The sequence below is a fragment of the Micromonospora sp. WMMD956 genome (assembly GCF_029626125.1).
GTDB classification, from domain to species: domain Bacteria; phylum Actinomycetota; class Actinomycetes; order Mycobacteriales; family Micromonosporaceae; genus Micromonospora; species Micromonospora carbonacea.
In genome coordinates, this window is sequence record NZ_JARUBI010000005.1 from 2,262,827 (window position 1) to 2,284,751 (window position 21,925).

The window sequence follows — 21,925 nt, forward strand, 5'->3', positions numbered from 1 at the left end:
GACCTACTTCCGCAGCTTCGGGTCGAGGGCCTCGCGCATCGCCTCGCCGAGCAGGGTGAAGCCGAGCGCGGTGACGATGATGGCGAGGGCGGGCAGGATGGCGAGCCGGGGCGCGGCGTCGAGGTAGCGCTGCGCGTCGGCGAGCATCACGCCCCACTCGGGGATGGACGCGTCGTTGTTGCCGAGGCCGAGGAACGACAGCGCCGCGGCCTCGATGATCGCGGTGGCCAGGGTCAGCGTCGCCTGGACGATGACCGGGGCGAGCGAGTTCGGCACCACGTGGGTCAGGGCGATCTTCGGCTTCCGCACGCCCAGCGACGTCGCGGCGAGCACGTAGTCGCTGTTCGACTGGGAGATCATCGACCCGCGCAGCAGCCGGGCGAAGACCGGCACGGACACCACGCCGACCGCGATCATGACGGTGGTGAGGCCGGCACCGAGCAGCGCGGCGATGCTGATCGCCAGCAGCAGGCTCGGCATGGCCAGCAGCATGTCGACGAACCGCATGAGGGTGTTGTCGACGGCCCGGCCCCACTTGCCGCCGAGGCCGGCGCTGGCCCCGGCGATGCCGCCGATGAGTGACCCGACGGCCAGGCCGATCAGCGTGGAGATCACGCCGACGAGCAGGGTCTGCCGGGCACCGACGATCATGCGGCTGAACTCGTCGCGGCCGATGTGGTCGACGCCGAACCAGTTGTCGGCCCGGGGGCCCGGGAAGTAGCCGATGTTGTCCCGGATCTCGCCCTTCCACAGCTGGGCGTCGGCCGGGTAGGGGACGAGGAACGGGCCGACGATGGCGATCAGCAGGAACAGGGCCAGGATGACCGCGCCGACGATCGCGGCCGGGTTGCGCCGCAGCCGGCGGAACGCCTCCCGCCAGAGGCTCACGCCGCGCTCGTCGTCCCGGGCGGCCAGCTCGGCGAGCCGGTCGATCTTCTCGCGCTTCTTGCCGGGGCTGATCGTCATCGCACCCTCACCCTCGGGTCGATCACGCTGTAGGAGAGGTCCACGAGGAGGTTCACCAGCACGTACACCACCGCGATGATCAGGATGAAGCCCATCAGCACGGGATAGTCGCGCTGGCTGATCGCCTCGGCGACGAACGCCCCGATGCCGCTGAAGGCGAAGACGGTCTCGGTCAGCACCGCGCCGGAGAGCAGCCCGCCGGTGAGCAGGCCGATCGAGGTGACCACGGGGAGCATGGCGTTGCGCAGCACGTGCCGGCGGCGGACCGTCGACTCGGTGAGGCCCTTGGCCTCGGCGGTGCGGACGAAGTCCTCGTTGAGCACCTCCAGCACGCTGGCCCGGGTGATCCGGACGATGATCGCCAGGGGGATGCTCGCCAGCGCGAGGCCCGGCAGCACGAGGTGCCAGAGGGCGTCGGCGGCGGCGTCCCACTCCCGGGTCATCAGCCCGTCGAGGACGAAGAAGTTGGTGATCCGGGTCGCCCCGAGGGTCGGGTCCTGCCGGCCGCTGGACGGGAACCAGCCGAGGTTCTCCGAGAAGAGGGCCTTGAGCACGTACGCGAGGAAGAACACCGGGATGCAGATGCCGATCAGCGAGCCGCCGACCGACAGGTGGTCGAACAGCCGGCCCCGGCGGCGGGCGGCCAGGTAGCCCAGCGGGATGCCGATGCCGATGGCGATGACCATGGCCATCACGGTCAGCTCGACGGTGCCGGGGAACCGCTCGAAGAACTCGGTGACGACCGGGCGCTTGGTGGAGGTCGAGGTGCCCAGGTCCAGTTTGATCAGTCGCCGGACGAACCGGCCGTACTGGATCAGGATCGGCTCGTCGAGGCCGAGGTTGCGGCGGATGGCGGCGCGCATCTCCGGGGTGCCGCGCTCGCCGAGGATGGCGGTCTCGGGGCCGCCGGGCAGCCGCCGGAGCCAGATGAACAGCAGGAGGGAGAGCCCGAACAGCGTCGGTATGAGCTGGAGCAGGCGTCTGACGATGAACCGGAACACGGCGGCCTCGAAGGGGGTACGGAGGGCTGCGGGCGGGCGCCGTGGGTAACGGCGCCCGCCCGTGGTCCTTGCGTCAGGTCAGGACTTGAACTCGGCGGTTCCGAACCGCTCGTCGGTGAGCGGGCTCGCCTTGATCCCGGTCACGTCCTTGCCGAACACGATCGCCGGCGGCGAGTGCGAGATCGGCACACCCGGCAGCAGGTCCATGATCGCCTTGTTGAGGGCCTTGTACTTCTCCACCCGGGCCGCCTGGTCGGCGGTGGTGTCCGCGTCCTTGAACTGGGCGAAGAGCTGGGCGTTGTTGAAGCCCCACTCGTCCTTCGGCCGGTCGAAGAACGTGCCGATGAAGTTGTAGGCGTCGCCGTAGTCACCGGTCCAGCCGAGGAAGTGCAGGTCGTGCTTGCTGCCGGAGGTGGTGGCGTTCAGGTAGTCGGGGCTCCACTTCAGCGGGATCGCCTCGACGTTGATGCCGACCGCCTTGAGGTCCGCCGAGAGCAGCTCGAAGATGTCCTTCGGGTTCGGCATGTACGGCCGGGTGACCTCGGTCGGGTAGTGGAACTTCAGCGTCAGGTTCGACGCGCCGGCCTCGGCCAGCAGCGCCTTGGCCTTCTCCGGGTTGTAGTCGTACTTGGTGACGTCGCCGTTGAAGCCCTCGACGGTGTCGGGCATGAAGTTCAGCGCGACCTTCGCGCCCGGGGGCAGCTTCGAGTCGACAAGCGCCTGCCGGTTGAGCGCGTGCGCGATCGCCTGCCGGACCTTGAGGTCGGCGAGCTTCGGGTTGCCCTTCTGGTTGATGGCCAGGTAGAGCACGTTGAACGCCGGGCGGGTGAGGACGTTGAAGCCCTCGGTCTTCAGCGGCTCGACGTCGGCCGGGCCGACCAGGTCGTACCCCTGGATGTCGCCGGAGCGCAGCGCCTGCTTGCGCGCGTTCTCGTCGGAGATGGTCTTGAAGATCAGGGTCTTCAGCTTGGCCTTGGCGCCGTAGTAGTCGTCGTTGCGCTCGATGGTGAGCGTCTTGTTGGCGACGTCCCAGGACTTGAACTTGAACGGGCCGGTGCCGGTCGGGTGCTCCGTCGCGTACGGCGGGTACTTGATGTCCTCGGCGGTGCCGCCGACGTTGCTGGCGTCGTACTGCTGGAGCGCCTTCGGGCTGTGGATCGAGAACGAGGGCAGCATCAGCGCGGCCGGGATCTTGCTGGAGACCCGGGTGAACGCCAGGTCCACGGTGGTGGCGTCCTTGGCGGTGCAGGACTTGAAGAGGCTCGGCGGCAGCTCCGGGTCCTCGTTCTTGGCGAAGCCGCCCATGACGTCCTGCCAGTACGCGGTCACGTCGGGGCTCTGCATGAGGCCCTTCGCGTTGTACCAGCGGTCGAAGTTGGCGCAGACGGCCTCGGCGTTGAAGTCGGTGCCGTCGTGGAACTTCACGCCGGAACGGAGCTTGAACGTCCACGTGGTGCCGGCGGCGTCCGGGGTCCAGGACTCGGCCAGCCCCGGGGTGACCTTGGTGCCACCCTCCTCCGGCCGGACCAGCGTCTCGAAGACCTGGCGTGCCACGCGCAGCGACTCGCCGTCGCTGGCGAAGCTGGGGTCGAGGACCTTCGGGTCGCCGGCGACGCCGAAGACCATGGTGTCCTTCTTGCTACCGCCGGAGTTGTCATCGCGGTTGCTCTCGGCGCAGCCTGCTACCGCGAGGGCCGCGACCGCGACGGCCGCGACAGCGACCTTCGGCCTGGGTGCACGCATGGGTGCTTCACCTCGTCCTTGGGGGTACGGACAACGTGGTGACAGGGGTCACCGATGGGCGTGACCTTAGCTCCCGTTCGGACCGGCCCGAAACCGGCAGGGCAAGGGTTGGTATCGGATCGTGTCCCAGCCACGACACGGCCGAAGAATCTACGGCGAACAACGGGTTTCGCCGAACGATCCGAAACCGCGATGCCAAACTGTTACGTCGCCCCTGCCCCTGAGGGCACCTGGTGTCAGACCGCCCGACGCCCCTCGAACGCGCGGCCGAGGGTGATCTCGTCGGCGTACTCCAGGTCGCCGCCCACCGGCAGGCCGCTGGCGAGCCGGGTCACCGAGATGCCCATCGGCTTGACCATCAGCGCCAGGTACGTCGCCGTCGCCTCGCCCTCGGTGTTCGGGTCGGTGGCCAGGATCAGCTCCCGCACCGCGCCGCCGCCCAGCCGGGTCATCAGCTCGCGGATGCGCAGGTTGTCCGGCCCGATCCCCTCCAGCGGATTGATCGCCCCGCCGAGCACGTGGTAGCGCCCCCGGAACTCACCCGTGCGCTCGATCGCCACCACGTCCTTGGGCTCCTCGACCACGCACAGCACCTCGTCGCTGCGGCGCGGGTCGCGGCAGATCCGGCACTGCTCGGACTCGGCGACGTTGTAGCAGGTGGTGCAGAAGCGCACCAGGTCCTTGACCTTGCGCAGCGCGCCGGCCAGCCGGTTGATGTCGGCCGGGTCCGCCGACAGGACGTGGAAGGCGATCCGCTGCGCGCTCTTCGGGCCCACGCCCGGCAGCCGCCCCAGCTCGTCGATCAGGTCCTGGATGGCACCTTCGTACATCTGCGTCGGCCGGCTCAGAAGCCGGGCAGGCCGAGGCCGCCCATCCCGCCCGCGACCGGGCCCATCTTCTGCTCCGTCAGCGCCCGGGCGGCCTCGGCGGCGTTGTGCAGCGCGGCGACCACCAGGTCCTCCAGCGTCTCCACGTCCTCCGGGTCGACCGCCTTCGGGTCGATCTTGATGCTCTTGACGTCGCCGGAGCCGGAGACCGTCACGGCGACCAGGCCGCCCCCGGCGGTGCCGGTCAGCTCGGCCTCGGCCAGCTCGGCCTGGGCCTTGGCGATCTGCTGCTGCATCTTCTGCGCCTGCTTCAGCATCTGCTGCATGTTCGGCTGTCCACCTGGGCGCACGGATGGCTCCTTCTCGCACTCGTCTGCTCGGCCGCGCCCAGCCTAACCGGGGCGCAGACTGTTGCCTGGCACGGGCGACGCCCGCGTCAGCGGGCGTCCACCTCGTCGATCTTCTCCGCGCCGAACGCCTCCCGGAGCAGCTGCACCGCCTGCTCCTCGCTGGACTGCCGGGCCGTCCGCTCGTCGATCACCTCGTCGAGCGGCTCGTCGCCCGGGTCGAAGCCCTCGTAGGTCGGGGCGGCCGACGCCGCCGGGCCGGGGCGGCCACCGCCGCGCACCGGCCCGTCGAAGTCCGGGTCGTAGGGCGGCTCGCCCGCCCAGTCGGCGTCCGCGGTCTTGCGGGCCCCGTTCTGGGTACGCGGACCGCGGCCGGCCGCCGCAGCCCGCGCGGCGGCGAGCCCGCTGCCGGCAGCGGGAGCCCTGCCGCCCGGGGCGGCGGTGCCGTTGGCCGGCGCGGCGGGGGCGGCACCACGCGCGGCGGCACCGTTGGCCGGCGTCGCCGGAGCGGCACCGTTGGCGGTGCCATTGCCCGCAGCGCCGTTGGGCGACGTCGTCGGGGGGGCGGCATGCGCGGCGGCGGCCGGGGCGGGCCCGCCGGACGGCGGCGCGGCGGCGAAGCCGCCCGGGCGGGCCGGCTCCGGCCAGTCGTCGCCGGCCGGCGCGCCCGCGGCGGGAGCGGCGGCGGCCCCGCCGGGGCGGGCCGGCTCGGGCCACTCCTCGTCAGCGCCGGCGGCACCGCCGGCCGGGGCGCCACCGCCGCCTCCGGCGGGGCCGGGAGCAGCGCCGACCGCCGGGCGGGCGTTGTTCGTGGCGGACGCGGGCGGGGCCGGCGCGGGGCGGGGCGGGGCGGGGGCAGACCCCCGGGAGCCGCCCGGCGACCCGCCGCCCCGCTCGCCGGCCACCTCGCAGCGCACCTGCCAGCGCCCGCCGAACTCCTCGTAGAGCGCCTCGGCCAGCACCGACGTGTGGTTGCCCATCATCTGCGCGAGCACCGGAGACTTGACGGTCAGCACCAGGGTGTCGCCGTCCACGTCACGGACCACCGCGTCGCGCATCAGCGCGGCGGCCGGCTTCTTGATCCGGTTGACCTTCGCGACGATGTCCGGCCAGACCCGGCGTACCGCGACGGCGTCCAGCGGGCCCGCCGCAGCCGCGCCGGGGCGGGGCGGGGCGGGGGTCGCCGGGTCGGGCATCACCGCCTCCGGCGGGACCTCCCGCCGGGGCGCGGCCGGAGCGGGAGCGGCCGGGGCGGGGCCTGCGGACACCGGAGCCGCCGCCGCAGCGGCCACGGGCGGCGGGGCGGCCGCCGGGGCCGGGGCGGTCGCCGGGGCGGCGGACGCCGCAGCCGGCGCGGGGTGCGCGGCAGCCGCCGCAGGCGGGGCGGGCTGCTCTTGGCGTACCGCCGGGGCGGTGGCGACCGGCGCGGAGCCGGCGGCGGCCGGCGGCAGCTCGACGGTGCCCAGGGTGAGCCGGCGCTCCATCCGCTCCAGGCGCTGGAGCAGGCCGCCGGTGGAGTCGTCCGCACCCGGCAGCAGCATGCGGGCGCAGATCAGCTCCAGCAGCAGCCGGGGCGCGGTGGTGCCGCGCATGGCCACCAGGCCGTCGTGCACGATGTCGGCGCACCGGGACAGGGTCGCCGGGCCGAGCCGCTGCGCCTGGGCGGTCATCCGCTCGATCTGGTCGGCCGGGCCGTCGATCAGGCCCTTCTCGGCGGCGTCGGGCACCTGCTGGAGGACGATCAGGTCGCGCAGCCGCTCCAGCAGGTCCGAGGCGAAGCGGCGCGCGTCGTGCCCGGCCTCGGCCACCCGGTCCACGGTCGCGTACGCCGCCGCGCCGTCGCCGGCCGCGAGGGCGTCGCACATCTCGTCGAGCAGCCCCGAGTCGGTGACGCCGAGCAGCGCGGCGGCCCGGGGATAGGTGACCCCCTCCGGGCCCGCGCCCGCGATGAGCTGGTCGAGCACGGAGAGGCTGTCCCGGGCGCTGCCGCCGCCCGCGCGCACCACCAGCGGGAAGACCGCCGGGTCGACCGTCACGCCTTCGGCCTCGGTGAGCTGCTCCAGGTAGGGGCGCAGCGTCTTCGGCGGGATCAGCCGGAACGGGTAGTGGTGGGTCCGCGACTTGATCGTGCCGAGGACCTTCTCCGGCTCGGTGGTGGCGAAGATGAACTTGACGTACTCCGGGGGCTCCTCGACCAGCTTGAGCAGGGCGTTGAAGCCGGCCGACGAGACCATGTGCGCCTCGTCGATGACGTAGATCTTGAACCGGCTGCGGGCCGGCGCGAAGAACGCCTTCTCGCGCAGCTCGCGGGCGTCGTCGACGCCGCCGTGGCTGGCCGCGTCGATCTCGATGACGTCGATCGAGCCGGACCCGTCGGTGGCCAGCGAGCGGCACGAGTCACACTGCCCGCACGGCTCCGGCGTCGGGCCCTGCTCGCAGTTGAGCGAGCGGGCCAGGATGCGGGCGCTGGAGGTCTTGCCGCAGCCGCGCGGCCCGGAGAAGAGGTAGGCGTGGTTGAGCCGCCCGCTGCGCAGCGCCTGCGACAGCGGCTCGGTGACGTGCTCCTGGCCGATGACCTCGGCGAAGGTGCGCGGCCGGTACTTGCGGTAGAGCGCCAGTGTCACGCGTCCCGCCTCCTCTCGACCGAGCCATTCTGCGCCGGTCGGGCGCGGGTGACCACCCACCACCCCGTGCCCCGGCCCGCCCTCTGGCCGGCACCTGGCCTGCGGCGTACGGTAGCGGTGCCGGGAGACAAAAAGGCCTCCCGTGCACCCGGCAGAGCTCGCTTATCCTTGCTGCCTTCCGGCCCTGGGGAGGTTCACGAGATACCGCCGCACGGGAGGTGACACCCACCCTACCCGACGCCCGGTCGATCTTCGGGGGGTGGTGGGGTGGCCGGGGCGCGGCGGACCTGTATCCTGTCCCACGGAGGATTCGCCTAGAGGCCTAGGGCGCACGCTTGGAAAGCGTGTTGGGTTAACACCCTCACGAGTTCGAATCTCGTATCCTCCGCTCACCTGAGCAGCACGGACGACAGGGCCGGCCCCCACCAGGGACCGGCCCTGAGTCGTCTCCACGGTCGCTCTCACCCTCGCTACCCGAGCCAGAGGGACGGTATCGTCCTACCTCAACTGTCGGGGCGATACTCGAAGCTGGCACCAGCCGGTGTTGCCGCTGTTGGACCGGTCCACGCCAGCCTCGGTAAGCTCCGAGGGTGCCCCTCGCTGCCGACGTTGATGTGGCCTGCCGAATTAAGGCATCGAAATGTGAGTCCTTTTTGGAAGTAGCGGATATAGCGCTTGGTGCAGGATATTACGATGTTGCGGTAAGCCTGTCAGCGTCTGCCGGAATCAACGCTGCGGACCTTTTCCTTCTCGTCCAGCAGGGCAAGTATCACAAAGGCGGAAATCACCATGAAGCACTTTCGATATTAAGAAAAGCTGGGGTGGTGGGAAGCGATATGGCGCGCCGATTGAGCACTGTCCTCAAGAACAAGAACAGAGCCCAATACGATGCCGCCAACTGCAACGAACAGGATGCTCAGAACGCATTCCTTCATGCGCAACGGATGACCGACGCCGCACAGTCCGCTTACGAGAAAGCTGTGAAATAAATGGTGGACCACTCTCTACGATGCTTCGTTATCGGACCCATCGGCAACAGGCACGCCGAGTACGGCACGCCCGAACGGGATGCATACGAGGAAGCCCTTGAGGTATTCGATAAAGTGATCAAGCCAGCATGCAAGGCAGTCGGCCTAGATCCCGTCCGCGCAGATCAGATTGCAGTCCCAGGGGAAATAACTGAACAGGTGTTCCGCCGCCTCCTAGAAGACGAAGTCGTAGTCGCAGACTTGAGTGGCGGAAATCCCAACGTGATGTACGAGCTGGGCCTACGCCACACTACCAAGAAGCTTACGGTCCAAATCGGCGAATACGGCCAGCTACCCTTTGACGTGAACAGCATTAGGACAATCCTCTTCTCGCGCTCCGAGCGAGGGCTTATTGATGCGAGGAAGGAACTCCAGCGAGCCTTGGAGGCCGGACTCCTAGAAGGTGGCGAGCCTGTAGCCGCAACCCGAGTGTGGCAAGAACTCCACGTTGATCAGCCGACCACGGCCGCCGAAGACACTACTCCGGATGCATCAATTAGCGATGACGACAAGGCTGGATGGCTCGATCGGATTGCAGAGCTAGAATCAAGCTTGGGTGAACTTCCCGGGATCTCCAGCCGCATCGAGGCCGCAATCTCGGAAATCGCATCGGTCACAAGCGACGTCGGCAAGGATCTGGAAAACTCGGGCGGCGAAGACAGCGCCAGGAGACGCCTGAAATTGCTTGCCTCACTTGCACAGAAGATGGATATCCCGGCTCGCGATCTTGAGATCTCCGTCGACCAGTTCGAAGCAAAGATGAAGCAAGCCGACGAAGCCATGGGCGACATCATCACTGCAATCAAAGGCAGCTCAGATCTTCAGGCTGCAGAAGATGTCCAGGATTTCATCAATTCAATTCATCAGATGGCAGAAACCACGCGAGACTCCATGGAGGGCGTCAGCCTGATGGGTGCCGCCGCGTCTGGAATGGGGAACCTCAGCCGCGTCCTCAGGGAGCCAGGGCGTCGAATCGAACGTTCCGTGCGAAAAATGGTCGAGGCGACGAGCCTGATCGATGAATGGGATCGCTCCCTCTCGCCACTCGCCAGAAATCAGTAGCTCTTTACAGCCATTAGCTTTCCATCGCGCACAGGCGACCGAACGCCGACCAACACGCCCGCAAGGCGTATTGCAATAACTACAGCATCAGCCGGCAACTCGAACCCACCTCCGTCGCTCACTTGCATAGCACGCCAAAGCCGGCCCCAGCGGGGCCGGCTTTGGGCTTTTATTTGCAACAGTTCCGCCCACCATTACCCGATCGGCAGGTCGTCGTACGCCCGTGCCACCCGCCGCGCGTCCGACACCGAGTGCAGCACCTCCACCGCCCGACCGGTTTCGTCCCGGGTCACCCGCCACACCTCCAGCACCGATGCGGCCTCCGGCAGCCCCAGCGCCTCCTGTTCGGCCGCCGTCGGCAGTCGACTGCCCACCTCCTCGCTGGCGGTCGCGAGCACCACTCTGGCGGCGGTCAGCGCCGCGTACAGACCGCCGACCAGTTTCCCTGGCTGCTCCAGCGGGGTGCCCGCAGCGATCGCCGCCGGCACCCACGACTCCTGAAGCTGCGCCAGGTCACCACCGGCGAACATGCGCCGGCCACGGCGGATGACCTCCGCACCCTCCGGTACGTCGAGGCGCGCAGCCACGACTGCCGGTGCCGGCAGCCGGTCGACTCCGGTCACCTCCACGGTGGCCGGAACGCCCTGCTGCGCACATGCCGTCTCCCACGGGCCGAGGGTGTGGCCCTCGCGCTGCGGATCCACGGCGCCGGCGTAGTGCGCGAGGGTCAGCCGCACCGGCGGATGCGCCACGACGGTGCCCTGACTGGTCGCGGTCGTCACCAGGCCCAGGGTCTTCAACTGGGCGAGTGCCCGGCGGACGGTCTCGCGTGACACCTCGTACTGCGCCGCCAGATCGTGCTCGGTCGGCAGTCGGGATCCCGGCGGGTAGTCGCCGCCTTCGATCGCCGCGCGCAGCGCGGCGGCAATCTGGCGGTATCCCATCGACACGGTTCGCGCCTCCCCTCCGTAGCTCGCGGTCCCAGTATGCGTACGCGAAGGCTTGACGGGCCAGTCCGATCACGCTCACACTCGGTGATGACTTTGCGTACGCAAAGCGTCTCTGGCGATCGGAGCGGTGAATGCGAGACGGATGGAAGACCGCGCTGACGGCCGGCACCCAGTTGTCCCTGCCCGCCGGTGGATGGGCCACTCACACCGAGCAGCTCTGCGACACCGACGCCAACGTCGTGGTGGTGGAAGTTGGCGACGAACCAGCCGGCCTCCCCGGGTGGGTGCGGCTGCGTGGCCACGCTGTCGACTGCCGACTCGACCCGGCGTGCCCGCACCTCTGGTGCCTGGAGCTCCTCGTCCGAGTCGAGGCACTCCGCGACGCGGTGACAGAGCGGTGACCGCCGCCGACGCACCGGCCGAACCGTGGTGGCAGCGCGAGTTGGAGGCCCACCGGCAGCGCGAGGGCCGCTGCCCGATCTGCGGCGCCCCGAAGCGATGCTGGCCGTGGGCGAACGCCAACTCAGCACGGGTCGTCGCCCAGTTGATGTCCAGCCCGGCGAGCGTGCATCGTGGATGAGCTGCCCATAGGCCGTCGCGTCGCCTACTGGCGCAGTCGACGGAACATGTCGCAGCAGCAATTCGCCGACACCCTCGGCAAGTCGAAGAGCTGGGTGGACAAGGTCGAGCGGGGTGCCCGTGCGCTGGACAAGCTCAGCACTCTCCAGACCGTTGCCGATGCTCTTGGCATCGAACTGCGGCTGCTGCTCGGCGAGAACGCCGAGCGGAAGCGCACCGGAGAGTTGCTGGACGGGGCCAGGATCGACGCGGTCCGGGGCGCGCTGAGTCGGTGGGGACCGGCCCGGCTCGGGCAGGCCCAACCGAGGCTCGTCATCGGTGACCTGGGCAAGGCCGTCGACCATGCCTGGCTGGCCTACCAGCATGCACGGTACGCCGAGCTGGTCCGGTCACTGCCGCGGCTGCTGCTCGACGCGCAGCAGGTCCGGGCGGCCAACCCCGACGTGGCGGAGGCGGCACAGTGTCTGGCCGAGGCGTACCAGATCACGTCGGCTGTGATGCGCAAGGTGGGTCCGGCGGATCTGGCCTGGCTGGCTGCGGACCGGGCGTTGGCCGCCGGTCAGGATGCCGACGATCATCTCCTCACGGGCGTCTGCGCAGCCCAGCTCGGGTACGCGCTGCTCGGCCAAGGGCAGGCCCGTCACGCGATGGAGGTCACCATTGCCCTGGCGCATCAGATCGCCCGGCCGGATCCCTTGGACGCCCCGGCGGACCACCTGTCGGTATACGGGACGCTGCTCATTGTCGCTGCCCTCGGCGCAGCCACCCTCGGGCACGTCGCTTGCGTCGCCGAGCTGATCGGACAAGCCGGCGAGGCGGCGGCGATCGTCGGCGACGGCCAGAACCACTACTGGACAGCCTTCGGCCCGATCACCGTCGAACTGGCTCGGATCACGGCGGCGGTCGCGCTCGGCCGAGGCGTCGATCGGGTCGAGCATCAACAGCTCGTCGAGCATGCCGCGTTCCGAGGGCTGCCGCCGGAGCGCCGTGCGGACTACCTGGTGGAGGCCGCACGCGGATACCTAGGGGCGGGTGACCTCGTCAGGGCGGGCAAGGCACTAATGAGTGCGGAGCGCGCCGCACCAGCAGAGGTTCGCAACCGCCCCCTCGGCCACGAACTGCTGGCGGCTCTCCTGCGCCGTTCACCGGCGGCGAGCCTCGATGTGCTGCGCCTGGCCGACGAGCTGGGTGTGCGTGTCTGACAGTGCCACCCGCGCCAGGACGACCTCAAGTGACCGACCGGATCGGCCGTTCGGCCGGGCGGGCTGCCCGGTCGGCGGCCGACCCGCCCGTTCGCCTGGTTATGGGCGCTGATCTATCCCCCTAGCGTGTCGGGGCGTCCAACAACGAGCGGGGGTTCTGTGTTGCGTCGGATGACGACACGTCGAAAGACAACGGCAGGGGTGTCGGCCCTGGCCGTGCTGGCCGGGCTGGCGGTCGGTGCGCCCGCGCGGGCCGCCGACGAGTTCGGCACCATCACCAGGGAGGGCATCGCCCTCCAGTATCACCGGGTGGCGAAGGCGGTGACCCCGGTGAAGGGGACGGGTGCCACCCGGTCCGACTTCGACGGCGACGGCCGCGACGACCTGGCGGCCTCGGGCGACCCCTTCGAGACCAATCTGCCCCAGTATCCGACCGGCGTGGTGGTCGTGCGCTACTCGTCGGCGCCGCAGGTCGACTACTTCTTCGGCGTCCTGTCGTCGGAGGGCGGCTGCGGCTGCTTCGGCACCGCGCTGGCGGCGGGCGACTTCAACGGCGACGGCTACGACGACCTGGTGATCGGCGACTCGGACGAGGTGGACCCGCGCAACAAGACCCACGCGGGCGGGGTGTGGGTCATCCCGGGCAGCGCCTCGGGCCTGGTGGTCGGCGCGGCGGGCCACTTCAACCAGAGTTCGCCGGACGTGCAGGGCGAGCCGGAGAGCTACGACCGGTTCGGCGGCGCGCTCGCAACCGGCGACATCAACGGCGACGGCCGCGACGACCTGGCGATCGGCGCGTACGGGGAGGCGATCGGGGACAAGGCGGACGCCGGTTCGGTGTACGCCCTGTTCGGCGGGTCGGGCGGGCTCACGGCCACCGGCTCCCAGTATCTCCAGCAGGACCAGGCGGCGGTGCCGGGCTCGGCCGAGCGCAACGACCACTTCGGCTTCTCGCTGGCGATCGGCAAGGTCGACAACAACAGGTACGCGGACCTGGTCATCGGCGCGCCGCACGAGAACGACGGCACGTCCTGGGACGGCAGCGGCATGGTCACCCTGATGTGGGGCTCGGCGAGCGGCGTGTCGACCACGGGCGCGACGTCGGTGACCGGCGCGGCGGTGCACCCGGCGACGGGCGACGAGTTCACGATCGCCTGGTACCTGGGCGAGACCCTGGCGATCGGCGACGTGAACGGCGACGGGCTGGGCGAGGTGATCGCCGGTGCGCCCAGCGCACAGACCCCGGACATCACCGGCGGGCTCATCGCCGCGTTCACGGGCCGGTCCGGCGGCCTGTCCGCCAGCGCCGTACGCATCATCACCCAGCGCACGGCGGGCGTGCCGGGCGACCCCGAGGGTGAGGACCGCTTCGGTGGCTCGCTCGCGGTCGGCGACGTGACCGGCGACGGCAAGGCGGACGTGCTGGTCGGCGTGCCCGGCGAGGACATCGGCTCGACGGACAGCGCCGGCATGATCACCCTGCTGAAGGGCTCCTCCTCCGGTCTCACGGGCACCGGGGCGCAGGGCTTCGACCAGAACCACTCGGTGGTGCCAGGCTCGGCCGAGCGCGGGGACGTCTTCGGCGCCTCCGTCGCGCTGCTGAACCTCGACGGCACCGGCGCGCTGGACGCCGTCGTGGCGTCGACCGGCGAGGAGGTGGCGTCGGACACGGCGGGCTACCCGTCGGGGTCGATCGCCTCGTTCTTCGGGTCCAGCGGTGGGCTCGTGCCGCAGACCACCTCGTGGAGCGGCGCGTCGCTGCGCACCGACCGCGCCTGGCCCCACCGCTTCGGCATGCGCATCGCGGGGCCGCAGAGCGGCGGCTCGTTCTACTGATCCGGCGACCGCACGCGCTGGAAGAAGGGCCGGCCCCCGCCCGGGGCCGGCCCTTCCTCCACGTCCGCACCGGCCCGGCGTCGGCAGGGGGTGCGTTCGGTACGGTCCGGGGCAGCGCCGGCACGCCACGCCGGTCGCACACATGTTCTATCCACAGCCTGTGGACGGGCGGAGGTCCCGATGAGTTACCAGCTCAGCGCGGTGGTGGCCGATGTCGAGCTGCTCCGCGAGCGGACCGCCGACCTGGACCACGCGGTGCTCGCCGCGCTGCGGCAGGACTTCGCGCTGCTGCCGGTCACCCCGCAGCTCGTGGAGGAGCTGACCGGGGCGTTGCCGGACTTCGCCGCCGGGGAGCCGGGCCCGGAGCAGCCGTTCGAGTTGGTGCTGTCGCCGGCCCTGGCGGGGCTGTTCGCCGGGTGGTCCCGGTCGGGGCCGGTGGCCTATCTGGAGGCGGAGTTCGCCGGGGGCCTCGGCCGGCAGGCGTCGGTGGTGTGGCTCGGCGGCGCGGTGAGCTGGGGGCCGCACTTCGACGACGTGTTGGCCGCCCCGCGCGGGCAGTGGCCGCTGAACGCGGCGCTGGCCCGCATCGGCGCGGAGCCGGGGCGGTGGATCGACCCGTTCGCCGAGCTGGGCCTGCACCTGGAGCGGAACACGGCCGGCTGGCTGGCGCACGGGCGGCGCGGGCTGACCGCCGACTACTGGGACGAGCTGGCCGAGGAGTGGGAATTCGGGGAATCCGGCGCTCGGCAGCAACCTGAGCGCCCCGGGGCCGTTGGGGACTGGGGGATTCCATGAAATTCAGACAATTCGTTTTCATTGCGACACTGCTCGCGGCTGCCTCGATCGCCGGCAGCGGCGTACGTCCACAGGGGCCGGTCGATGCCGGGGGCGACGCGCGCCCGCCCGGACCGCCGCCCGACGCCGGCCGGTCGGCCGTCGACGAGGCCGCCGACGAGGTCGTCGACCTCAACGGCCTGCCCGACGTCGAGTTCGGCGACACCGAACAGGAGCTGGCGCGGCGCGGGATGCTGGCGTCCGACGTGGACACCTGCGGGCCCACCCTCGTCGGCCACAGCGCGGTCAGCCCGATCTTCGTCGACGACCGGCTGGTGCTGCTCTGGCTCGACGACCCGGCCCCCACGGCGGAGCGGATCGACGTCCGCACCCCGCAGGGCATCGGCGTCGGCACGCCGGTCGAGCAGGTCCGCGCCCGCTACCGGTCGGTCAGCCCGCTCGACGCGCCCCGGCGGACGTACCGGTTCGACGGGCTGCTGGCCCGCAGCGGCGACCGCGCGTACCTCTTCCTGCACGACGGCCGCACGGTCCGGAAGATCATCGCAGGGTACGCCGACTGGGCCCGCCGCCTCTTCGCCGAGGGCTACGGCCCCTGCTGAACCGAGGCCACGGCCCCCGCTGAGCCGAGCGCTCCGGCTGCTCCTGACGGCCTGGCCGACGCGTATCCGATCATGGGTTGTGCGGACGCGGGCCGGACGGTAGAGACGACGCATGCGTCGGGTAACCACGGTCGTCCTCTCGGTGGTCTGCGTGACCCTGCTGGGCGTCGTCACGAACGTCGCCACCGGGGCGCTGCCCGACGGGTGGACGCCGCACCTGTGGCTCGCCTGGCCGGCGCTCGCCGTGGTCGTCGTGGCGCTGATGGTGGTCGAGATCCGGCGGTCCCGCGAGCCCACGCCGGCCACCGGCGTGGCCGCCGCGCACGCCCGCCGGGTCCTGCTCGACCGGGTACGCCGGTACTGGATCAGCAGCGTGCTGGACCGTTCCCTGCACCAGGAGGCCCGGATCCAGCTCGGCGTCACCGCGTCGGCCGACGACCGGCGGTACCCGTGGACGCTGCGGGCCACCCACCGTGGCGGCTTCACCGGCGTGCTCGACGGGGGCGCGTCCGTTGCCGGCCTCTTCGAGCGGCTCGACCGCGCCGTGGTGATCCTCGGCGCGCCCGGCTCCGGCAAGACGACCACCCTGCTCGAACTCGCCCGGGAGCTGGTCGACGCGGCAGAGCGGGACCCGGACGTCCCGATCCCGGTGGTGCTGAACCTGTCGTCGTGGGCCACCCGACGCCTGCCGCTGGAGCAGTGGCTCGCCGCCGAGCTGACCGAGCGCTACGGCATCCCGCCCCGGCAGGCGACCGCCTGGATCGAGGTCGGCACGGTGCTGCCCCTGCTCGACGGCCTCGACGAGGTCGTCGCGGCCCGCCGCGACGAGTGCGCGGCGGCGATCGCCGTGTTCCACGCCCGGCAGCCGCTCACCCCGATCGCGGTCTGCTGCCGCGAGTCGGAGTACCGGGAGCTCCGCACCAGCCTGCCCGTCTACGGCACGGTGACGATCCAGCCGCTGACCCGGCCGCAGATCGAGCGGTACCTGGACCGCTCCGGGCCCGCCCTCGCCGGCCTCCGGGCCGCCCTCGCCGCCGACGAGGGCCTGTGGGAGTTCACCGGGTCGCCCCTGCTGCTCGCCATCATGGGCCTGGCCTACGCCGACGGTCCCGGCCCGACCGACGGCCCCGGCGGTCGCCGCACCCGCCTCTTCGCCCGGTACGTCGAGACGATGCTGCGGCACCGCCCGCACCCGGCGTACCGGCCGGATCAGGCCGTCCAGTATCTGACGGTGCTCGGCCACCAGTTGCGGAAGCGGCAGCAGAGCATCTTCGTGCTGGACCTGGTCGCCGCGACCTGGTCGCCGTTCTGGGCCGGGCGCAGCGCCGACCTGCTCAGCCGGGCGTTGGCCGGCGTCGCCGTGGGCGGGGTGGTCACCCTGCTCGGGGCCGCCCTGATCGGTTGGCCCGGCCTCGTGGTGGGGCTGGCAGCCGCGACGCTGACCCTGCTCGCCCTCGTCCGCGACGAGTACGACGACCTCGAACTGATCGCCTCCCGGGAACGGCGGCCGGAGGACCGGCGGCCCCTCCGGGTCAACTGGGTTACCGACACCGCCGACGAACTACGCGACGTGGCCGGCAACGTCGGCGTCGGGTGGGCGGCCGTCGCCGCGGCCCTCCTGGTCGGGCTGGCCTTCGGCCTCACCGACGGGCTGCGCGGCTGGCCGGGTCTGCTCGCCGACTTCGCGCACTGGTTCGGGATGCTGCTGGCCACCCTGCTCGCCCTGGCCTTCACCCGTGCCATGCTGTTCGACCTCTACCTGGTCGGCCCGCCCGGCGGCGCGCCGCGCCGCGAGATCCCGAGCCCCGCCCTGCGGCAGCGGCTCCGCTTCGCCGCGACCGGCGCGCCGCTGCTGGGCGTCGTCACTGGCGCCCTCAGCGGGCTGCTCGTCGGCCTGGCCCGCACCGGTGCCGACGGCCTCCGGTACGGGGTGGTCGTCGGCGCGTTCGCCGCGTCGTACCTGCTGGTGGCCGTTGCGCTCGGGCCGCTCACCGAGCAGTGGCTGGTCCGGCGGCGGCTCGCCCGCGACGGCGTCGTGCCGCGGCCGCTGCGGCCGTTCCTCGACTACGCCGTGCAGTGCCTGTTCCTGCGGGACGTCGGCGACGGCTACATCTTCGTCCACCGGGAGTTGCTGGAGTTCTTCGCCGACCGGCTGACCACGTCCGACGCCCAGGCGCTCCCGCGCCCGTGAGATCGGGTTACGGATAGTCGAGCCGCGGATCTCGGACAGCAGCGCATCTCCCGCTGCGGCATCGTTCCGGTGTCGGCGTCGTTCCGACGTCGACGACCACGCCGAGGAGCAGATGTTGCTGACCATCGCCAAGAATCCGGTTCCGGACCTGAGCGTCACGGGCGCGCTCGACCCCTACGCCGAGCAGATCGAGCAGGCGTTCGGCAAATACGAGCAGACGACCGGTGAGGAGTTGGCGGAGCACGAACGACAGGCCATCCTGGCGCAGCTCATCGCCTGGTCCGGCCCCGCGGGCAAGGAGTCGTTCCCCTCCTGGCCGCAGGCCGTGCGGGCGGCCCAGATGCGGGTGAAGACCGGCGGTTTCCTGGGCGAGCGGAACACGACCGTCGTGCAGTCCCGCAACGAGGGCCTGTTCAACATGGCGATGGGCAGCGTCAACTGGGCAAACTGCGGTAAGACGGCGGAGAACATCCTGACCGAGCTGAAGAAGAAGCACCCCACCTTCGTCGACGGCATCGGGGCGGGGAAGCGGGAGAAGGTCGGCTCGGGTGCCGGGAAACGGTTGCTGGAGCTTCTCCGGGAGGTGCCGCCGCAGGGGCAGATCCTGCTTCTCGACTGTTCCTTCCCGTCCGTGCACACCTTCCTGCTGGAGATCCACCCGAACGGCAACCGCTACCTGTGCCAGGGCTACCAGGGCACCTACTACGCGAGCTGGTGGACGGGGAAGGACGAGGGCGGTCTGCTCGTCGGCGAGAAGCAGGATGCGAAGATCAGCAACGAGGACCGGGAGCGGCTGCACCGGACGCGTGAGTCCTGGGGCCTCGGCCGGTCCGTCAACCCCAACCGGTACGACGACACGGTCGTCCTGCTGGCGAAGGCGTTCGACGAGGCGGCCCTGCCGGACATCGGCGAGGGCGAGTACGTCGGCATCGAGGTCGAGAAGCTGCGTCGGCAGGAGACCGCCGCGTGGGAGGTCTTCGCCAAGTTCTGGCCGGAGCTGCCGTTCTGCCCCGTGCAGCGCGAGACGGACAGCATCGCCAAGCGCACCCAGCGCCCCGAGATCGAGATCACCACGATCCTGGTGCCGGACGTCGCCGCGAACACCGGCACGTCGGTGACGGTCCCCGTGGTGCCCAACTCGATCAAGGGCTGATCAGGGCCCGGCAGAAAGCGGAAACGCCCGGTGCGATCCTCGCGGATCGACCGGGCGTTCTCGCATGTCACGAGCGGTGGCGGCGGGATTTGAACCCGCGGAGGGCGTAAACCCTCACACGCTTTCGAGGCGTGCTCCTTAGGCCACTCGGACACGCCACCGCCGACGAGGGTACAGGATCCCGGGACCGGATGCCGAACCGGTATCCCCCCGGTCGGCCTGGCAGGATCTTTGCCATGAGTACGCACATCGGCGCGAAGCCGGGAGAGATCGCCGAGCGGGTCCTGATGCCGGGCGACCCGCTGCGGGCCAAGTGGATCGCGGAGACCTACCTCGAGGACGCCAGGTGCTACTCGACGGTCCGGGGCATGCTGGGCTTCACCGGCCGCTGGAACGGGGTGGAGGTGTCCGTCCAGGGCTCGGGCATGGGCATGCCGTCCGCCTCGATCTACGCCCATGAGCTGATCAACGACTACGGCGTGAAGACCCTGATCCGGGTCGGCTCCTGCGGGGCGCTGACCGAGGAACTGAAGCTGCGGGACGTGGTGGCCGCCATCGGCTCGTCCACCGACTCCAACATGAACCGGATGCGCTTCGCCGGGCTGATCGACTACGCCCCGGTCGCCGACTTCGGACTGCTGCGTACGTCGGTCGAGGTGGCCGAGCGGCGCGGCATCACCATGCGGGTGGGCCCGGTCCTGGCGGCGGACGCCTTCTACACCGACCGGCCGGACCTCTACGACAGCCTCGCCGACTACGGCGTCCTGGCGGTGGAGATGGAGTCGGCGGCGCTCTACACGATCGCCGCGCGGTTCCGCGCCCGGGCGCTGACCCTCCTCACCGTCAGCGACCACATCAAGACCGGCGAGAAGACCACGTCGGAGGAGCGCGAGCAGACGTTCTCCCAGATGGTCGAGATCGGCCTGGACACGGCGATCGCCTGAGCGGTCCCGCCCCGGCCCCGGCGTGCCGCCGGAAGATCGTGCTCGATCAGGGATCGAGTGGCATCGGAGCGTCGCCGAGGCCACTACATCCCGGATCGAGCACGATCTCGCCCGGGTCGGGTGCCAGCAGACGGTCAGCGGAAGAAGGCGCGCAGGACGGCGGAGTTCTCCGCCTCCAGCACCCCGCCGTAGACCTCGGGGCGGTGGTTGAGCCGCCGGTCGCGCAGCACGTCCCAGAGCGAGCCGGCGGCCCCGGTCTTGGGCTCCCAGGCACCGAAGACGACTGTCGCGACGCGGGCGAGCACGATGGCCCCGGCGCACATCGTGCAGGGTTCCAGCGTCACCACGAGGGTGCAGTCGTCCAGCCGCCACCGGCCCAGGCGTGCGGCGGCCCGGCGCAGCGCCAGCACCTCCGCGTGCGCGGTCGGGTCCCCGGCCAGCTCCCGCTCGTTGCGCCCGACGGCCAGCTCGGTGCCGTCCGGGCCGTAGACGACGGCACCGACCGGCACGTCGTCGGCCGCGTCACCAGGGCGAGCCGCGTCACCAGGGCGAGCCGCGTCGACCGACGCACCGACGGGAGCCACACCGGCGGCCGGCGCGTCGGCGCGGGCCGGGTCGGGGCCGGTGACCGCGACCTGGAGGGCGCGCCGCATCCACAGCTCGTGCCGCTGCCGGCGACCACGGGGGGCGGGCGGCTCAGACGCCACGCAGCTCCTCGACCTCGTCGGCGCAGCCGAGGACCTGGCACACCTCGGCGGTCACGTCGGCCGGCAGCATGCCCTCGTGGGCGCAGAGGCGCAGCAGCCGCTGCGCGGAGATGCCGAGGTCGGCGAGGAGGTCCGCGTCGCCGACCGGGTCCGCCTCGGGGTCGACGGCCGGCTGCTCGCTGTCGTCGTCGCCGCTGCCGGCGCTGGCGCGCGGCTCCTCGGTGTCGTCGAAGCCGGTGACCGACCCCTTGAGGTCGCCGACCAGCAGCGCGCCGAGCCGGGACTCCTCGGCATACGCGGAGTCGGAGCCGAACACCCGAAGGTCCTCGCCCTCGTCGAGGCGCAGAACGACCAGGTAGGCGTCGTCGGCCTCGACGAAGAGCAGCGACAGGTCGGCGTCGGGCTCGACGTCCCGCAGCCGGTCGGCGACCTCGTCGACGTCGGTGGCTCCGCGCAGGTTCACCTCTGCGGCGGTCCAGCCGCCTCCGTCGCGCACCACGGCGGCAGCGAAGTACGACATGGTTCCCCCAAGTTTGCCTCGGCACAGCACGCCGACTCGTTACGCGTGCACGTTAACCGGTCGGGTCGGCAGGCGACCGGTCAACGCCCCGAAGGGCCGGTCATTCCTGTGGAAAGTGCGGCGGGCGGCCGGACCCGTCAGCCCGCGACCCGGCGTCGGGTGGCGATGAGCTGCCGCAGCCGTTCGGTGCGCGCGCGTTGGGGCCGTTCCCGTTCGCGTCCCGCTCTGGCCCCCGCCAGCTCGGCGAGGATCTGGAGGCGGCGGCGGCTCCGCTCGGGGTCGAGCCGCGGGGTGGTCCAGGCCATACCGCCGAGAGTGCGCCGTCGGAGCGGGTACGTCAAGACGGGATTCGGTGCGCAGCCGGTCGGCGACCGACGGTGGCAGCGCGCCCCGGCCGGCGCCGCCGCGGGGGACCCGTCACCACAGCGGCCAGTCGCCCGTCGTCGCCCAGGTCACGGCCACCACGGCGGCGGCGACGCTCCAGCCGCCGGCGGTGACGATCGCGACGCCGGTGGCGACGCCCCGGTCGCCGTGGCGGGCCAGCGCCAGGGCCGCCGCCCAGGCCAGCCCACCGGCGACGACCGTCCACCAGGCGTAGCTGGGGACGTCGCGGCCGAGGAGGGCGAACAGCACGAGCCACGCGGCGGTGACGGCGGCGCCGGAGGCGACGGCCGCCCCGGTCACCGGGTGCGGTTCGCGCCAGGTCGGCCGCGACGGCGGCCCGGAGGGGAAGAGCCCCGACGGGGTACGCGAGCCGGGGTGGGCCGCCTGCTCCGGGTCGGCCCAGTCCGGGTGGGCCGGCTGCCAGGTCATCACCGCACTCCGTCCGCCGGTTGCCGCAGGGCACGGGG

General features: G+C 71.3%; 21 protein-coding genes, 2 tRNA genes and 1 other RNA gene. 11 read left to right on the forward strand and 13 right to left on the reverse strand.

The window, feature by feature from the left end; translation table 11 throughout:
- Positions 1-3: 3 nt before the first annotated feature.
- From O7628_RS10465 to ffs, 7 genes are all read right to left on the reverse strand, one after another.
- Entirely contained in the window at positions 4-966 is a 963-nt protein-coding gene (locus O7628_RS10465; protein WP_278129940.1) for an ABC transporter permease, read from the reverse strand.
- Positions 963-1,967, reverse strand: coding sequence for an ABC transporter permease (locus tag O7628_RS10470; protein ID WP_074472204.1), 1,005 nt, complete (start codon positions 1,965-1,967; stop codon positions 963-965). The genes O7628_RS10465 and O7628_RS10470 overlap by 4 nt, the downstream gene beginning before the upstream one ends.
- Positions 1,968-2,045: 78 nt before the next feature.
- Positions 2,046-3,710, reverse strand: a complete 1,665-nt coding sequence (locus tag O7628_RS10475; RefSeq protein WP_074472203.1) for an ABC transporter substrate-binding protein — start codon at positions 3,708-3,710, stop codon at positions 2,046-2,048.
- A 236-nt stretch (positions 3,711-3,946) separates the two neighbouring features.
- Positions 3,947-4,540: a recombination mediator RecR gene (gene recR, locus O7628_RS10480; protein ID WP_043964885.1), complete on the reverse strand. Its 594-nt coding sequence runs from the start codon at positions 4,538-4,540 to the stop codon at positions 3,947-3,949.
- A gap of 14 nt (positions 4,541-4,554) precedes the next feature.
- Positions 4,555-4,863, reverse strand: a complete 309-nt coding sequence (locus O7628_RS10485) for a YbaB/EbfC family nucleoid-associated protein (RefSeq protein ID WP_043964883.1) — start codon at positions 4,861-4,863, stop codon at positions 4,555-4,557.
- A 110-nt stretch (positions 4,864-4,973) separates the two neighbouring features.
- Positions 4,974-7,508, reverse strand: a complete 2,535-nt coding sequence (locus O7628_RS10490) for a DNA polymerase III subunit gamma and tau (protein WP_278129944.1) — start codon at positions 7,506-7,508, stop codon at positions 4,974-4,976.
- Between the two features lie 131 nt (positions 7,509-7,639).
- Positions 7,640-7,729, reverse strand: an RNA gene (gene ffs, locus O7628_RS10495) — signal recognition particle sRNA small type.
- Between the two features lie 82 nt (positions 7,730-7,811).
- On the opposite strand from ffs, the gene O7628_RS10500 reads away from it, so the two are divergent.
- The 3 genes from O7628_RS10500 to O7628_RS10510 all read left to right on the forward strand — a co-directional run bounded on the left by O7628_RS10500 (position 7,812) and on the right by O7628_RS10510 (position 9,598).
- Positions 7,812-7,896: transfer RNA gene (locus O7628_RS10500), tRNA-Ser, on the forward strand.
- A gap of 202 nt (positions 7,897-8,098) precedes the next feature.
- Positions 8,099-8,497, forward strand: coding sequence for a hypothetical protein (locus tag O7628_RS10505; protein WP_278129945.1), 399 nt, complete (start codon positions 8,099-8,101; stop codon positions 8,495-8,497).
- Complete coding sequence (locus O7628_RS10510; protein ID WP_278129947.1) at positions 8,498-9,598, forward strand: hypothetical protein; 1,101 nt, start codon at positions 8,498-8,500, stop codon at positions 9,596-9,598.
- Positions 9,599-9,792: 194 nt separating this feature from the next.
- Here the strand turns inward: O7628_RS10510 and O7628_RS10515 are convergent, their stop codons facing one another.
- On the reverse strand, positions 9,793-10,542 hold the full coding sequence (locus O7628_RS10515; protein WP_278136282.1) for a GntR family transcriptional regulator: 750 nt from the start codon (positions 10,540-10,542) through the stop codon (positions 9,793-9,795).
- 137 nt (positions 10,543-10,679) lie between these two features.
- Here O7628_RS10515 and O7628_RS10520 point away from each other — a divergent pair, with 137 nt between their 5' ends.
- The 7 genes from O7628_RS10520 to O7628_RS10555 all read left to right on the forward strand — a co-directional run bounded on the left by O7628_RS10520 (position 10,680) and on the right by O7628_RS10555 (position 18,903).
- Entirely contained in the window at positions 10,680-10,949 is a 270-nt protein-coding gene (locus O7628_RS10520; protein ID WP_278129949.1) for a hypothetical protein, read from the forward strand.
- Between the two features lie 171 nt (positions 10,950-11,120).
- Complete coding sequence (locus O7628_RS10530) at positions 11,121-12,329, forward strand: helix-turn-helix domain-containing protein (RefSeq protein ID WP_278129952.1); 1,209 nt, start codon at positions 11,121-11,123, stop codon at positions 12,327-12,329.
- A gap of 201 nt (positions 12,330-12,530) precedes the next feature.
- Positions 12,531-14,165, forward strand: coding sequence for an FG-GAP-like repeat-containing protein (locus O7628_RS10535; RefSeq protein WP_278129954.1), 1,635 nt, complete (start codon positions 12,531-12,533; stop codon positions 14,163-14,165).
- Between the two features lie 180 nt (positions 14,166-14,345).
- Positions 14,346-14,960: a hypothetical protein gene (locus tag O7628_RS10540; RefSeq protein WP_278129956.1), complete on the forward strand. Its 615-nt coding sequence runs from the start codon at positions 14,346-14,348 to the stop codon at positions 14,958-14,960.
- Positions 14,957-15,559, forward strand: a complete 603-nt coding sequence (locus O7628_RS10545) for a hypothetical protein (RefSeq protein ID WP_278129958.1) — start codon at positions 14,957-14,959, stop codon at positions 15,557-15,559. The genes O7628_RS10540 and O7628_RS10545 overlap by 4 nt, the downstream gene beginning before the upstream one ends.
- Before the next feature lie 112 nt (positions 15,560-15,671).
- A complete protein-coding gene (locus tag O7628_RS10550) occupies positions 15,672-17,750 on the forward strand; it encodes an NACHT domain-containing protein (RefSeq protein ID WP_278129960.1) in 2,079 nt (692 codons plus the stop codon).
- A gap of 112 nt (positions 17,751-17,862) precedes the next feature.
- On the forward strand, positions 17,863-18,903 hold the full coding sequence (locus tag O7628_RS10555) for a hypothetical protein (protein ID WP_278129962.1): 1,041 nt from the start codon (positions 17,863-17,865) through the stop codon (positions 18,901-18,903).
- A 74-nt stretch (positions 18,904-18,977) separates the two neighbouring features.
- Here the strand turns inward: O7628_RS10555 and O7628_RS10560 are convergent.
- A tRNA-Ser gene (locus O7628_RS10560) sits at positions 18,978-19,064 on the reverse strand.
- A gap of 75 nt (positions 19,065-19,139) precedes the next feature.
- On the opposite strand from O7628_RS10560, the gene deoD reads away from it, so the two are divergent.
- Positions 19,140-19,847, forward strand: a complete 708-nt coding sequence (gene deoD, locus O7628_RS10565; protein ID WP_278129964.1) for a purine-nucleoside phosphorylase — start codon at positions 19,140-19,142, stop codon at positions 19,845-19,847.
- A 134-nt stretch (positions 19,848-19,981) separates the two neighbouring features.
- Here deoD and O7628_RS10570 read toward each other — a convergent pair whose 3' ends face one another.
- From O7628_RS10570 to O7628_RS10585, 4 genes are all read right to left on the reverse strand, one after another.
- Positions 19,982-20,500 carry a nucleoside deaminase gene (locus O7628_RS10570; protein WP_278136283.1) on the reverse strand — a complete coding sequence of 173 codons (519 nt, stop codon included), beginning with the start codon at positions 20,498-20,500 and terminating at the stop codon, positions 19,982-19,984.
- Between the two features lie 43 nt (positions 20,501-20,543).
- The gene (locus O7628_RS10575; RefSeq protein ID WP_074472187.1) at positions 20,544-21,074 is read right to left on the reverse strand and encodes a tRNA adenosine deaminase-associated protein; all 531 of its coding nucleotides are present in this window, start codon (positions 21,072-21,074) and stop codon (positions 20,544-20,546) included.
- A 137-nt stretch (positions 21,075-21,211) separates the two neighbouring features.
- Positions 21,212-21,379, reverse strand: a complete 168-nt coding sequence (locus O7628_RS10580; RefSeq protein WP_176734415.1) for a hypothetical protein — start codon at positions 21,377-21,379, stop codon at positions 21,212-21,214.
- A gap of 112 nt (positions 21,380-21,491) precedes the next feature.
- Positions 21,492-21,887 (reverse strand): hypothetical protein, encoded by a 396-nt coding sequence (locus O7628_RS10585; protein ID WP_278129967.1) that lies wholly within the window; start codon positions 21,885-21,887, stop codon positions 21,492-21,494.
- Positions 21,888-21,925 lie beyond the last annotated feature (38 nt).